Annotated in this window: 10 protein-coding genes and 6 tRNA genes; 1 reads left to right on the forward strand and 15 read right to left on the reverse strand. The window is 56.7% G+C overall.

The genetic code is table 11. The features are described from left to right. Positions 1-138: 138 nt before the first annotated feature. Positions 139-2,064, reverse strand: coding sequence for an FAD-dependent oxidoreductase (locus tag ACFQZG_RS24965; RefSeq protein ID WP_378157474.1), 1,926 nt, complete (start codon positions 2,062-2,064; stop codon positions 139-141). 251 nt (positions 2,065-2,315) lie between these two features. Between ACFQZG_RS24965 and ACFQZG_RS24970 the strand changes: the two genes are divergently transcribed. After that, positions 2,316-4,220: an FAD-dependent oxidoreductase gene (locus ACFQZG_RS24970; RefSeq protein ID WP_378157475.1), complete on the forward strand. Its 1,905-nt coding sequence runs from the start codon at positions 2,316-2,318 to the stop codon at positions 4,218-4,220. Between the two features lie 18 nt (positions 4,221-4,238). Here the strand turns inward: ACFQZG_RS24970 and ACFQZG_RS24975 are convergent, their stop codons facing one another. The 14 genes from ACFQZG_RS24975 to ACFQZG_RS25040 all read right to left on the reverse strand — a co-directional run bounded on the left by ACFQZG_RS24975 (position 4,239) and on the right by ACFQZG_RS25040 (position 13,645). After that, complete coding sequence (locus ACFQZG_RS24975; protein ID WP_378157476.1) at positions 4,239-6,119, reverse strand: LTA synthase family protein; 1,881 nt, start codon at positions 6,117-6,119, stop codon at positions 4,239-4,241. A 117-nt stretch (positions 6,120-6,236) separates the two neighbouring features. Then, the gene (locus ACFQZG_RS24980) at positions 6,237-6,734 is read right to left on the reverse strand and encodes an acyltransferase (protein WP_378157477.1); all 498 of its coding nucleotides are present in this window, start codon (positions 6,732-6,734) and stop codon (positions 6,237-6,239) included. Beyond that, a complete protein-coding gene (gene ppaX, locus ACFQZG_RS24985) occupies positions 6,731-7,402 on the reverse strand; it encodes a pyrophosphatase PpaX (protein ID WP_378157478.1) in 672 nt (223 codons plus the stop codon). Before ppaX ends, ACFQZG_RS24980 begins: the two co-directional genes overlap by 4 nt. Beyond that, positions 7,362-8,420: a prolipoprotein diacylglyceryl transferase gene (gene lgt / locus ACFQZG_RS24990; protein WP_378157479.1), complete on the reverse strand. Its 1,059-nt coding sequence runs from the start codon at positions 8,418-8,420 to the stop codon at positions 7,362-7,364. Before lgt ends, ppaX begins: the two co-directional genes overlap by 41 nt. 19 nt (positions 8,421-8,439) lie before the next feature. Then, positions 8,440-9,372 carry an HPr(Ser) kinase/phosphatase gene (gene hprK / locus ACFQZG_RS24995; protein ID WP_378157480.1) on the reverse strand — a complete coding sequence of 311 codons (933 nt, stop codon included), beginning with the start codon at positions 9,370-9,372 and terminating at the stop codon, positions 8,440-8,442. A gap of 140 nt (positions 9,373-9,512) precedes the next feature. Next, positions 9,513-10,637, reverse strand: coding sequence for an ABC transporter ATP-binding protein (locus tag ACFQZG_RS25000; protein ID WP_378157481.1), 1,125 nt, complete (start codon positions 10,635-10,637; stop codon positions 9,513-9,515). A 90-nt stretch (positions 10,638-10,727) separates the two neighbouring features. Beyond that, complete coding sequence (locus ACFQZG_RS25005) at positions 10,728-11,819, reverse strand: PucR family transcriptional regulator (protein WP_378157482.1); 1,092 nt, start codon at positions 11,817-11,819, stop codon at positions 10,728-10,730. Between the two features lie 94 nt (positions 11,820-11,913). Then, on the reverse strand, positions 11,914-12,861 hold the full coding sequence (locus ACFQZG_RS25010) for an MraY family glycosyltransferase (RefSeq protein ID WP_378157483.1): 948 nt from the start codon (positions 12,859-12,861) through the stop codon (positions 11,914-11,916). Between the two features lie 109 nt (positions 12,862-12,970). After that, positions 12,971-13,046: transfer RNA gene (locus tag ACFQZG_RS25015), tRNA-Lys, on the reverse strand. A gap of 26 nt (positions 13,047-13,072) precedes the next feature. After that, positions 13,073-13,156 (reverse strand) — tRNA-Tyr (locus tag ACFQZG_RS25020). A gap of 54 nt (positions 13,157-13,210) precedes the next feature. Then, positions 13,211-13,286, reverse strand: a tRNA-Phe gene (locus tag ACFQZG_RS25025). A gap of 85 nt (positions 13,287-13,371) precedes the next feature. Continuing rightward, positions 13,372-13,448, reverse strand: a tRNA-Asp gene (locus tag ACFQZG_RS25030). A gap of 20 nt (positions 13,449-13,468) precedes the next feature. Beyond that, positions 13,469-13,544, reverse strand: a tRNA-Val gene (locus tag ACFQZG_RS25035). Between the two features lie 24 nt (positions 13,545-13,568). Beyond that, a tRNA-Met gene (locus ACFQZG_RS25040) sits at positions 13,569-13,645 on the reverse strand. Between the last annotated feature and the right edge of the window lie 140 nt (positions 13,646-13,785).

The raw sequence follows: 13,785 nt of genomic DNA on the forward strand, positions 1-13,785 counted from the left end.
TATGGACACCTTCTCTTCCCTAGTCAGCATATCCAATAGACGTGCCTGCTCAGGCATAAGTTGCGAAAATTCCTCTTCGTGGAACGGGTGCCAACATACGGAAAAGGAGCCGCACCCCTTCGGCGCAGCCCCTTCTCGTTACCTAAACTTCGTGCCGGCGACGTTCTCCGCCAGATCGCGCAGCACCATGAACGTATTCCCGTTCGTCAGCTTGTTCTTGTCCGCGAACCCCGCGACCGTCTTCTCCGCGACCCAGCCTTGCTCGAGAATCCAAGCGGGCGCTTGCTTCCGATCGACGGGCGCGCCCGCCGATTTCGCGAGCAGATACGCGACATCCTCCCAGCTTAACGGAAGGGCGGTGTCGTCCTTCAATACTTTCGAGATATTGTGCTCCGTCTGGAATTGAACCGGGAACTTCTTCTGCAGCCTGCGGAACATGTTCGTGAATCTCACCGGATTAGACGATTCGTCCAGCTTCCATGCCTTATTGTTGTAGTCCCCGACCGTCGCGTACAAGCTGACCGCGGTGAGCAGGCCCGCATAATCCTTATGCTCCTGATAAGGCTGCTTCGCGATCGGCCTCATCCGCAGATCCATGCCCTGCTTCGTCAGCCGGCTCCGCAGCTCCTTCATGTCCGCGCTCGAGCGGGACAGCTCCCGGAAGGATTTCTTCTTCTCCTTCGCGAGCTTTACCGCGCTACCGGCGGCTTCGGCCGTCGCCATCCCGAGCGGCATAACGCGCGCGCTGCCGTGCGGTAGCGTATCGAAGCTCGCCGCGCGGCCCACGACGAGCAGGCCGTCGATCTTCTGCGGAACGATCGCGCGGAACGGCACGCCGTACTGCTTCGGTTTCATCAGAATCGAGCCTCTCTGCGGCTTGCCGGTCGTACCGATGCTCGAACCTTGGATGTCGACCTCGTAAGAACCGTAAGCGATCGCGTCCGGGAAATCGCGGTTCTCCAGCAAATCGGCGATCGTCAGCCGGTATTCGCCGACGATGTGGCGCGATTCCCGCACGTACAACTCGGGAGCGACGCCCCCGTACGACACGTTGCGGAACGACTTGTATTTTTTCTTCAAGTAATCGACGATGAGCGGCGCTTCCTTCGTGCCGATCTGGATGCCCTCTTCGAGCGAAGCCGGGTCGAGCGGATCGATGCCGTAGATCTGCATCGTGTTCAGCAATATCGAATTGTCGTCCTGCCGTCCGATGTTCAAGCTGCGGATGCCCACGCGATCCGGGTTGGAGGACACGTACTCCCTTGCGTTGCTGAACCCCCATATGCTTCGCGCATCCGATCCCGACGTGTTCGGATCCTTGCGCATCTCCTGCCACACCTGGTCGGTAACGCCCTTGATCTTGAACACGAGCGTAACCGCGATCCGCAAATCCGGCGGATCTCCGAGATCCTCGCGCAACAGCGTGTACGGCGCTCCCGCCATCGCTGCAACATCCGCGTCCTGCGTCGCGTCGATAATGGCAGCCGTGCGGATGCTCAGTTGCTTCCCGTTCTCTCTCACGATGTTCATGCCGGTCACCTTCGAGCCCTGCAGCACCGGCGTCGCTTGCTTGGCGTTCATGAGCAGGTGGATGTTCGGCTCTTCCTGCACGAGCTTCCGGAACGCGTTCGCTGCCCGGCTCACGTCGAAGGAAGTGCCCTCGATCATGCTGTACCACTCTTGGTAGATGCCCTTGTTCAGCGTCTTCTCCGGGTACTTGCCGTTAATGACCGGCGACTTGTTCATGTCCAACGAGTTCAGCCAGCCGAGCGTCATTAAGCCGCCGAGCGCTTGGCGCTGCCTCGTCTCTACGAGCAACACCTTGAGCCCGTTCCGCGCCGCGGAGACGGCCCCCGCAACGCCCTCGGGGTCTGTTCCGACGACGACGACGTCGTAGGCGCTTGCCAAGTTGGCCGTCGAGGAGAGCGGCTTCGACTGGATCGAGACGCGGTACGACGCGGCGAACGGCTGAGGCATAAGGAGGAAAATAGCGAGCGCGAGCACGACGAACGCCCGCGCGTATTTAATCAGCATTCTTCGATTCGTAATTCCTTTGGCTATCATGTGTACTCTCGCTTTCTATCTGAACTTCTAACTTTCTCTCTATCTTGCGCTAGTAGGATTAGAGATAATCTTCTACACCATAACACGTCGTCCGCTACAATTCGACAAGCAAACAATGGCGCCAACCTATATACGTTACAGAATCCCATTTGTTTCATCTATTCTTTCGATTAAATCTCTCTTTACACGAAGCTAGATATTCTGTACCATTTTGGGTGCCATTTACAAGAATGTTAAGGAGACTACGCCGCATGAACCGACTTACCCGGCAACCTAGACCGCGCATTGCTACGTATCTCTGGGCATTGCTCGCCATCCTGCTGCTCTGGACCGCGACGAGCCCGACCACGGCCTACGCCGCCCCGTACAAAGTCACGCTCAAACCGCCCGCTCCGATCGTTTCCGTCCAGACGGTCAAGCCCGCTTACGATGTTATCGTCGCCGGCACGGATCCCGAAGGCGTGACGGCCGCCGTCTCCGCGGCACGCAACGGCCTCAAGGTGCTGCTCGTCGAGCCTAGACAACGCAACGTCCTCGGAGGCTTGCTGACGCTCGGATGGCTCAACTCGCTAGACCTTAACAAATCGCCCGTCATCAATTCTACATATCCTTCTCCTTATTTGAATCAAGGCATCTTCCAACAATGGTACGGCCTGATAGAAGGCACCTCGTTCGATGTGAACCGTGCGGCGAGCGCGTTCCAGAAGCTCGTGCAAGACGAGCCGAACATCGACGTGCTTATGAAAGCGAAGCAGCTTGATCCGATCATGAACGGTCGCGCGATCGTCGGCCTGCGCATTGTGAAGGCGGACGGCTCCGAGCAAGAGGTACGGGCGGGCGCCGTCATCGACGCCACGCAGGACGGAGACGTCGCGGCAGCCGCCGGCGCCCCGTTCACGATGGGCCGCGAAGATATCGGCGAGCCGGAAGCGCGCATGGCCGTCACTCTCGTCTTCAAGCTGAGCGGCGTCACGGACGCCGTATGGCGCGAGATGCAGCGTTACCCGGGAGCCGGGTTCGACTCGCGCAGCATCTGGGGTTACGCCGACGCCAAGGAATATCCGTCCTCGAATCCGACGCGCGTGAAGATGCGCGGCCTGAACATCGGACGCCAAGACGACAACACGATTCTGATCAACTCGATGCAGATCTACGACGTCGATCCGCTCGATCCCGCTTCCGTTCAGGAAGGTCTCGCGATCGGCGCGAAGGAAGCGCCTCTCATCGTCGATTACTTGAAGAAGAAGTACAAGCCGTTCAAGAACTTGAAGTTCGCTGGCGTCGCGCCGGAGCTGTACGTACGCGAGTCCCGGCACTTGACGGGCGAGTATAGGCTGCGCATGGTCGACTTGATGGAGAACCGCGACTATTGGGACGCGATCGCCTACGGCTCCTACGAAGTCGATATTCAGACGCTGAACGCCGCTTCTTGGGGCGCGATTATGATGATGCCCGAGCAGTACGGCGTGCCCTTCCGCTCGCTCGTGCCGAAGAAGATCGACGGCTTGCTCGTCGTCGGTCGCTCCGCCAGCTTCGACTCGCTGCCGCACGGAAGCGCGCGGGTCGTACCGCTCGGCATGGCGACGGGCCAAGCCGCGGGAGCAGCCGCGAAGCTCGCCAAGGAGCGCAACCTGACGTTCCGACAGCTGTCTGCCTCGCGTCCGGCGATTGCGGAATTACGTAGCCGCTTGACGAAGCAAGGCATGGATCTGAAGATGCGCCCGTTCGCTAAGCCCGCTTACGCGAAGCATCCGAGCTATGAAGGCTTGGTCGCCGCCACGAGCTTGTTCCTGACGACCGGAGGCTACAAGAACGATGCCTGGAAGCTGGACGATCCCGCGAATCCATCGTTGATCCTGAGCGGCATGCGAAGACTGCAATTAATGTACCCATTCAACTTTAATCATAACGTATCCGGCTTGCTCTCGACGGAAAAGCCGCCTGCTCCGTTGACGCTGGAACAGACGGCATACGTAATCGCCAAGGCGATCGGACTGGAGGCCGAGCCGGGAACCGAATTAACGAAGTTAATCGGCCGGACCTGGATCCGCAACGATACGGTCACGAACGTGAACGACGTGAACCGATTGACGAACGGCGAATTGTTCATGATCATCCGCGACGTGCTCGCGTACGTCGGCGTTACCTACAAGTAACCTGAACTTATCTTCTTTTTATCTATTAGGCAACGACTTCACGTACTGATCGGACAGCTTCAGAAGCGACAGAATATAATCATAGTCTTTGCGATACTGGCTGAAATCCGCTACCGGCTGCAAAGTCTTCAAATCGACCGCGGTTCCGTCGTCGAAGCCTTTGCCCGGTACGAACAGAATGTCATTGTTGAAGAACGAGCCTGTCGGCAAGTAGTAGCGCATGCCCACTACGTTGCGTTCCACGTTCATTAGATCGTGGCCGAACGCGGTGTACCCCCGGTCCTCGAACGAAATCCCGAGCAAGTTGGCGATCGTCGGCATGATGTCGACTTGTCCGCCGACTTGCTCTTTTATTCCCCCTTGGACGCCGGGCACGCGCACGAACAACGGAATGTTGAATCTGCTGATCCGCTCTTGGTACGTGATGCCGAGCTGCTCGCTTACCCATGCCGGATCGTTGTCTTTCGGCTGCAAGCCGAAGTGGTCGCCGTACATGACGAGCACCGTGTCGTCCCACATTCCTGCCGCTTTCAATCCCTTAATGAACTCCCCGATCGCGTAGTCGGTATAATTCAAGGCGATCAAGTAGTTGCCGAGTTGCGTGCCTTCCAAGGAAGCCGGCACTTTGATCCGCTGCAGATCCTTCGGCACCTTGAACGGGTGATGGCTGGACGTCGTTATGAACTGCGCGTAGAACGGCGTGTTCTCGTCGTGCAGCTCCTTCAGATTCTCCGTCCCTACCCGATACAGCTCGATATCGGACGCGCCGAACGCGTTGAACTTATCGTTGTTGAAGGATGGCTTGTCGTAATACTTCGTGAAGCCGAGCGCCGGGTACATCCGGTTGCGGTCCCAGAACGTGACGTCGTTAACATGGAACGTGTTCGAGACGTAGCCGTCTTCCGCGAGCAGCCGCGGCATGCTCGGAATCTCGCGATCGCCGTAGCCGGTCGACATCGCGATGACGCCCGTCGGGTAGATCGAGGTGTTCGACATGAACTCCGCATCGGACGTATTCCCCTGTCCGATCGTCTGGAAGAATCGCGGGAAGTAGAAGCTCTCGCCGATCAACGCGTTCAAGTTCGGCGTAATCGCTTGTCCGTCGATCGACAGGTTAATGGCGAAGTTCTGGAACGCCTCCAGCTGAATGACGATGACGTTCTTGCCTTTCGCGGCGCCGAACAGCTTCGCTTCCTCCGCGGAAGGTATCGTCGTGCCGCCGATCTGCGCGAATACTTCCTCCAGCTCTTGCCGCTCCTTCGAGATTCCGTCGACTTCTTCTTCGGATACGCCTTCCTCTTGGCTGACTTTCACGGCCGCCGTTACTTCGTAGTTCAGGAAGCCGAGGCTCTCCGCTTGCACGAGCTCGTTCGGAATATCGTGGTTCGCCCGGATGAAGCCGCCGGAGATGACGGCGAAGGCAATCAGAGAGATAACGACGTTCATCGGTTTGGCGACCCGATGCATCCGGAAGATCCGTACGCCTTTCAGCAAGCTCCATACGCCAACGACGGCAAGCGCCAACAGATCGACGAACAGCAAGTAGTTCGACATCGAGATCGACGACTCCACGCTGTCTTGAACTTGTCCCACTTGATCGAGGCTATAGAGCGCCGTATAGATCGGCACGGTGCCGTAGTAACTGAAGTATACCGTCGACGCGAACAGCAGCATCGAGACGATCGCGTTCAAGATGCCGTGGCCGAGCGCCTTCCATCTCGAGGGGACCGCGAGTTCGAACACGCACATGAGCGTTAGAATCGCGGCTGCGTCGGCCATAAGGCCGCTGAATTGAACGTTCTCGAATATAAACGTACGGAAGAGGACCATCTTGAGCATGAGCAATACGAACGTTAGCACGAACGGTGTCCGCAAAAATCCCTTCCAGGCGACTTTCACTATATTTTCCACTCCTATCATAACCTAGGTTGACTTTACTCATTGTAATGTTATCGGAGTGTGATCTCAATGTTAAAATTTAAAAGCCGCCTCTCGGCGGCTTCCAATCCTGCGTCGTTATTCGGTTCGTTCCGTCTTGCGCTCGATCTCCCGGATCGGGTTGCCGCCGACGAATGCGCCAGCCGCTACGTCCTTCGTAACGACCGAACCGGCCGCCACCACGGCGCCGTCTCCGATCGTCACGCCCGGCAATATCGTCACGTTCGCTCCGATCATCACTTCCGAGCCGATGACGATGTCGCCCAAGCGGTATTCCTTAATCAAGTACTCATGCGTGAGCAACGTGGAATTGTATCCGATAATGCTGTTGTCCCCGATCTTGATCCGTTCCGGGAAGAAGACGTCGACCATCACCATGAGCGCGAACGAAGTATGGCGTCCCACCTTCATCCCCAGCACCCGGCGGTAGATCCAGTTCTTCGCCGGCAGGCTTGGACAATAACGGGCGATCTGGATGAAGACGAAGTTGCGCACGGCCTTGAATCTGGACACCGTCCGATACACTTGCCAGAGCGCGTTCGGCCCATCTACCGGATACCGCTCCACCTTCCTCAATCGCCGCCACCCGCAATTCCGCTTAGAATGAGAAGCTCGTCCATGCCGTGCAGCATATGAACCGCTCCGGCTTCGAACAAGTTGTCCGGTCCCTTGAGCGACCATGCCACGCCGACGGGAACGGCTCCCGCCGCGATCGCGGACTTCATATCGACGGAGCTGTCCCCGACCATGAACGTTGCCGCAGGATCGACCTCAAGCGCTGCGATAGCCTTGGCGACCGGCTCGGGATGCGGCTTCGCATGCGTCACGTCGTCCAGGGACACCAGCGTGTCGACGTACTTGTAGATGCCGAGCAGCTCTAGCGCGCGTATGGAGCTCGCCCGCATCTTCGTCGTGACGATGCCGATTCGGATGCCTGCTTCGCTCAAGGCGGGTACAACCTCCGCCACGCCCGGGAACAACGTTACCATCTCGTCGTGACGAAGATGATTGTATTCCCGGTACAAGGCGGTCAAGTCGTCGACTTGCTCCCGTCCGGAGAACTGCTGCAGCTGCATCGTGAGCGGCTGGCCCATGCTCGGGATAATATGCGTCCTTCCGAAGCTCTCCGGCACGATGCCTTTCAGAGCATGCAGGAACGACTCGATAATGAGTTCATTCGTGTCGATGATCGTCCCGTCCAGATCAAACAGGACGGCTTGGATCTTCTTGTTGCTTGGCGTCATTCTCCGTTGTCTCCGTTTCCTTGCGTTGTTGCCCGCCGGTAGCCTCGGTCGTTGCCGATGCTCCCGTCTCCGCTCCCGCGACCGCGACTGCTGCCGCGGTCGGCTTCGTGCTTACGAGCGGATCGGAATACCGCTCCTTCGCCCAGCCCATGCGGCGGCGCAGCACGATCAACACGATGCCCACGACGATAATGAGCAGCGCCAGCAGTTGCGAGATGCGGACGTTGCCTTCGTCTGGGTTCAGATACCCCGTATCGAACGACAGGAGTTCCATCGGCGACCACAGTCCGTTCATAAGCGAAGCGAGCCAACCCGGACCTTCGAACGCGAGGCTATCCGTGCGAAGCGGCTCGATGAAGAAGCGGCCGATCGAATACCAGATGAAGTACGTGAAGAACAACTCGCCCGCGCGCAAGAAGCGCTGACGGCGAAGGACGAACAAGACGACCAAGCCGAGCAAGCTCCACATCGATTCGTACAGGAAGGTCGGGTGATGGAACACGCCCTGTACGTTCATCTGATCGACGATGAAAGATGGCAGGTGAAGCGTATCCCGCAGGAACGATTGTTCGACGGGACCGCCGTACGCTTCTTGGTTCACGTAGTTGCCCCAACGACCGATCATCTGTCCGATCAATAGCGATGGCACGCAAATATCGACGATGCGCCAGAAGGAATACCCTTTGGCCCGTATGTAGAAGAATCCGCACACCAATGCGCCGATGAGCGCGCCGTAGATCGCGATGCCGCCTTCCCAGATCTGAATGATCTGTCCGGGATGATCTACGTAATAATCCAGCTTGAACAAGACGTAATAGAGCCGCGCGCCGATAATCGCGGAAGGCACGCCGAACAGCAGCAAGTCCAAGAAGAAGTCCGGCAGCATGCCGAAGCGCTTGCCTTCTTGAATCGCGAGCAATAACCCCGCCAGAGCCGCAAGCCCCAGAATAATTCCGTACCAATGCACCGTGATCGGCCCGAGCTCGAACGCGATCGGGTCCAAAATTAATGGAAACATACCCATCCTCCGTAGCCTCTTATTCGAATTCGTCTTCGGCGATTGCTTCGGTAAGCTTATTCGTGAATTGCAGCGCCGCGTTGTAACCCATTCGCTTCAAGCGGTAGTTCATCGCCGCGACCTCGAGAATGACCGCCAAGTTGCGCCCCGGTCTAACCGGCACGGTAAGGAGCGGAACGTCCGTCTCGATGATCTTCGTCTTCTCTTCGTCCAACCCGAGACGGTCGTACTGCTTGTCTTGCTGCCAATTCTCCAGCTTCACGACCAAGTTGATATTCGTCTGGTTACGGACGGCGCCGGCACCGAACAGCGTCATGACGTTCAGAATGCCCAGACCTCGAATCTCGAGCAGATGGCGAATCAGATCCGGCGCGCTTCCGAACAGCTGGTTATCGGACGTCTGACGAATCTCGACCGCATCGTCGGCGATCAGCCGGTGTCCGCGCTTGACGAGCTCTAGCGCCGTTTCGCTCTTCCCGATGCCGCTTCCCCCGGTGATGAGCATTCCCACCCCGTAGACGTCCACGAGAACGCCGTGTATCGTAGCCGACGGCGCCAGCCGTTTCTCGAGGAAGTTCGTAATGCGGCTGAGCAGAATCGTCGTCGCCACGCCGCTGCGCAGCACCGGACAATGACGTTCGTTCGCGATCTCGACCAACTCTTTGGGAGCGTCCAATCCTCGCGTAATAATGATGCATGGCGTTTCTTCATGGCACACTCGCTCCATGCGGTCTCGGCGTTCTTCCGTCGTCAGCGTCTCCAAGAACGCAAGCTCGGTACGGCCGAGAATCTGAGCGCGATCCGCAGGGTAATAATTGAAGTAACCGGCCATCTCCAAGCCGGGACGATTCAAGTCGTCGGTTACGATTATCCGGCGCAGTCCGTCTTCACCCGCGACGATCTCCAGGTGAAATTGCTGCACGAGCTCGGATACTTTCACTTTCTTAGCCATCGCACAGCTCCTTTTTCCAGTTTCCTCTTCCCATCGTATCGAAAATAATCCGACAACGCAATCGGGATTGCGGCTTGCCTTCCGCACAACAAGAAAAACCGTCCGGCAAGCAAGCCGAACGGTCTCTCGTATCGCAAATTTTATTCGTGTTCGAGGATGTTTTGTTCCGTCTCTTTATCGAACACGTGAATTTTGTTCATATCGATAGCGAGCTTCACGTTTTGGTTCTCGCGCAGACCGGAGCGGCCGTCAACGCGAGCGATCACGTTGTCTTTGCCAAGTCCGTTCAAGTACAAGAACATTTCGTGACCCAAGTTCTCGGAAACCTCGATCGTTGCGTTAACGATGCTGTTCGGGGAAGCTTCGATGAATACTGGCTCTTCATGAAGGTCTTCCGGACGAATGCCGAGGATGATTTCTTTACCGATGTAGCCTTTGCCGCGAAGCAGCTTCGCTTTGCCTTCAGGAACTTCAACGTTGAAGCCCGTAGCGCGGAAACGTACGGAACCGCCGTCTTCCACGAGTTGGCCGGTGATGAAGTTCATCGCAGGAGCGCCGATGAAGCCAGCGACGAACAGGTTCGTCGGGTGGTTGTACAGCACTTCAGGCGTAGCGGCTTGTTGAATGAAGCCGTCTTTCATAACGACGATACGGTCGCCCATCGTCATTGCTTCCGTTTGGTCATGGGTTACGTAGATGCAAGTCGTCTCAAGACGCTTCATCAGTTTGGAGATGTTAGCCCGCATTTGCGTACGGAGTTTCGCATCCAAGTTGGAAAGCGGCTCATCCATCAAGAATACTTGCGGTTCGCGGACGATTGCGCGGCCCAGGGCAACGCGCTGACGTTGACCGCCGGACAATGCTTTAGGCTTGCGGTCCAGCAAGTGTTCGATTTCGAGCGTGCGTGCGGCTTCGCGTACGCGACGATCGATTTCGTCTTTGCGGAACTTACGCAGCTTCAGGCCGAATGCCATGTTCTGGTAAACGTTCATATGTGGATACAATGCGTAGGATTGGAATACCATTGCGATGTCGCGATCTTTCGGAGCGACGTCGTTCACGACGCGATCGCCGATGTACAGCTTGCCTTCGGAAATTTCTTCAAGACCTGCGATCATCCGCAACGTCGTGGATTTACCGCAACCGGATGGACCAACAAGAACGAGAAATTCTTTATCTTGGATATCCAAGGTAAAGTCGGTAACCGATGCTTTGTCGGTTCCTGCATATTTTTTATACACGTGTTCTAAGCGTACGCCTGCCATTTGCTTATCCCCCTAAACTTCGTTTGAAGGTACACGACTATCTTACCTCAGACCCAAGCCGGATGACTATGCACAAAGCGTACAAAAAATTCATTTCCTTTTCGTGACTTTGTACAATAGCAATAATATGCGTACTAATACTGCGTCATTAAACGACCTGACATCCAGTCCTGCCTCGTGCTTAATCTTATCCAATCGGTACAATAACGTGTTGCGGTGGATATACAATTTCTTCGCCGTTTCGCTGACGTTGCAGTCCATGGAGAAGAACGCGTCGAGCGTCGTGATCGTCTCGGAATCGGTGAATAAGTCCGGTCTGCCCATCATCTCTTCGACGAACCGGGAACGGACGAGCTCCGGAATGCCGCTAAGCAGACGCTCCAAGTGAACGAGCCACGGCAAGTGCACCTGCATGCCCACGTGAAACTTGCGGCCCAGGAATATCGTCTCCCTCATGGTGCCTACGATCCTCACGACGTTCTCGGAAGGAATGATCGGCTCGCCGACCGCGATATGGCATTCGCCGCCCCATTCCCCCGTCACCAATTGATGGAGCCCTTCGGCGAGAGAGGCGAGCACTTCCTTCGTCTCCTCCGGTCCGAGCACCTCTTCGGTGTCGGATTCGGCTTCCGTCAGCACGCGATCGGTGCTGAGGATCAACCATTCGTGCTCTCGCAGCGGAATGAGAAGCGTCTCGTCGGAGATGTAGGAACGGATCGTCTTCTCCAATTCCGTATATGTAGGTTCTTTATCTTCCAGTTGTTCGCACAGAAGCATGAACGGCACCATGCCGTCGAATAGCCGATTTCGGAGTTCCATGCGGTCGGGCACTTCCGCGCGCCACTCTCCCGCCGTAACCGATTGTTGAATCCACTCGCCCAGACGTCTGGCTTGACGTTCAAGATCGTTGGAGACGGCTTGCGGCTTCGCTAGGTTCTGCTGAAGAACGTAGCTGAGCAGCCTTTCCTCCAACGGCGTAAGCTTCGCGCCGGTTTCCAGTACGCTCAGTTCGGCGCCGTTCACCCGCGCGACAATACGTACGCCTTGCTTCAAAGCGACCGAATCGCCGACTTCGGGCAGCCGTTTGCCGCCTTCGCGCTCCCATTCGGCAGTCGTCAGCGTCTTCGGCACGACCGGCGCACCCAGCAATTGCTCTAGCTGCTGCAGTCTGGTTTTATTCATGGCTTGTGCCCCTCGTCAGTAAGGATGCGATCTCTGCGTCATTGTACCATATTTGACGCTGCCTGAGCGCGGGGAACGGGCATCCGCTCGCTATTTATCGTAAGGCCAGCAAGACGACGATCGACAGCAAGGAGAACACCGCGGCGATCAAGTAGAGGAAGGATACCGTCTGCACTTGCGTCAGCCCCCATTTCATGAGGCTATGGTGCGTATGAAGGTTATCCGCGCGATGCAGTCCTTTCCCTTCGATCAGACGGCGGATGAACACGATGGCCGTATCCAATATCGGAACGCCGATTGCGAGCAAAGGCACGAGCAAGGACAGAATCGTGGCGCCCTTCAGCGTGCCGTCGATCGCGGTAACGGCCAGCGTATAGCCGAGGAACGTCGCGCCGGCGTCGCCCATGAATATTCGCGCGGGGTGGAAGTTGTAAGCGAGGAAGGCCAAGCACGAGCCCGCGAGCGCCACGGCGATGACCGCCGTGCTGCGTTGATCCCCTATTAAGGAAGCCGCGAACAACGTCAGGGAGGAGATGACGCAGACGCCCGACGCAAGCCCGTCTACGCCGTCGATGAAGTTCAGCATATTAATGAGGGCGAACACCCAGACGACCGTGACGAAATCGCCGATCATCGGAGTGAACAAGATCATCGCGGCGGATGACGGCGAAGATACGCCTTGAATGACGATGCCTTGCCAGACGGGCACGAAAGCTACGGCTATGTAAGCGATCAATCTCGGCCAGACGGGAAACTCCCGTCCTCGGGACTTGAAGAAATCGTCGACGAGCCCGATGGCGACTAGCGTCGTGCCGCCGATCAAGAGCGTCCGGAACACCGCGGGGTGTCCCATGAAGAGGAAGGAAGTCAGAATGACTCCGACGAATATCGCTAGACCGCCGGACAACGGAACCGGCTCCGCGTGGATCTTCCTCTTGGACGGCCGGTCCACGAACCCAAGTCGAATCGCATAATGCCGAACGATTGGAACGAGCAGCAGGACGAGCGTAAAGGCGAATACGAGCGCATACAAATACATCATGGTCCACACCCCCGGTCAAGCGAGTTGCTTATAAGTTCTCCTTCGCGAGGGCAAGGCATACGAGAACGCAAAAAAAACAGACGTTTGCACGTCTGTTCGTTTGTTCGAGTGGTGAGCCATGTAGGACTCGAACCTACGACACCCTGATTAAAAGTCAGGTGCTCTACCAACTGAGCTAATGGCTCGAAGTCCATTTGGGTTAAAGAAAAACTGGTGGAGGCTGATGGAGTCGAACCACCGAACCCGAAGGAACAGATTTACAGTCTGCCGCGTTTGGCCACTTCGCTAAGCCTCCACGATAAGAGCCGATAATCATTATACCCAATAATGATCGATCGGATAATACGAATGGTGGCTCGAGACGGAATCGAACCGCCGACACGAGGATTTTCAGTCCTCTGCTCTACCAGCTGAGCTATCGAGCCATACAAGTTACTTCCCTGCGACCGGGGTCCCCGAAAAGTAATCGGAATCATCTTCGGAGGTCAACGTCACTTTTTGGGGAAATAATGGCGGAGCCGACGGGATTCGAACCCGCGGTCTCCTGCGTGACAGGCAGGCATGTTAGGCCACTACACCACGGCTCCGCGATAACAAGTGGTAAATATGGTGGAGGCTGAGGGGATCGAACCCCCGACCCTCTGCTTGTAAGGCAGATGCTCTCCCGGCTGAGCTAAGCCTCCACGGGATACTGCTAAGGAAAGGTATGGTAGCGGCGAAGGGACTCGAACCCCCGACCCTCCGGGTATGAACCGAATGCTCTAGCCAGCTGAGCTACACCGCCACACTGAACTACCTCAAGGCTTGCGCCTTGAAAACTGGATGCGAAACAAAGCGTTGGTGAAAGTGTATGAAACATCCGTTGGCCATCCGTATCATTAGGATAAGCCCTCGACCGATTAGTACTCGTCAGCTGCACGCGTT

Source organism: Cohnella sp. GCM10027633 (genome assembly GCF_042675445.1).
Lineage (GTDB): Bacteria > Bacillota > Bacilli > Paenibacillales > Paenibacillaceae > Cohnella.

Excerpts from the sequence above, each read along its gene's own strand:
- ACFQZG_RS24965 (WP_378157474.1), bottom strand. The coding sequence starts at position 2,064 with ATGATAGCCAAAGGAATTACGAATCGAAGAATGCTGATTAAATACGCG.
- ACFQZG_RS24970 (WP_378157475.1), top strand. The coding sequence starts at position 2,316 with ATGAACCGACTTACCCGGCAACCTAGACCGCGCATTGCTACGTATCTC.
- ppaX (WP_378157478.1), bottom strand. The coding sequence starts at position 7,402 with ATGACGCCAAGCAACAAGAAGATCCAAGCCGTCCTGTTTGATCTGGAC.
- lgt (WP_378157479.1), bottom strand. The coding sequence starts at position 8,420 with ATGTTTCCATTAATTTTGGACCCGATCGCGTTCGAGCTCGGGCCGATC.
- hprK (WP_378157480.1), bottom strand. The coding sequence starts at position 9,372 with ATGGCTAAGAAAGTGAAAGTATCCGAGCTCGTGCAGCAATTTCACCTG.
- ACFQZG_RS25000 (WP_378157481.1), bottom strand. The coding sequence starts at position 10,637 with ATGGCAGGCGTACGCTTAGAACACGTGTATAAAAAATATGCAGGAACC.
- ACFQZG_RS25005 (WP_378157482.1), bottom strand. The coding sequence starts at position 11,819 with ATGAATAAAACCAGACTGCAGCAGCTAGAGCAATTGCTGGGTGCGCCG.
- ACFQZG_RS25010 (WP_378157483.1), bottom strand. The coding sequence starts at position 12,861 with ATGATGTATTTGTATGCGCTCGTATTCGCCTTTACGCTCGTCCTGCTG.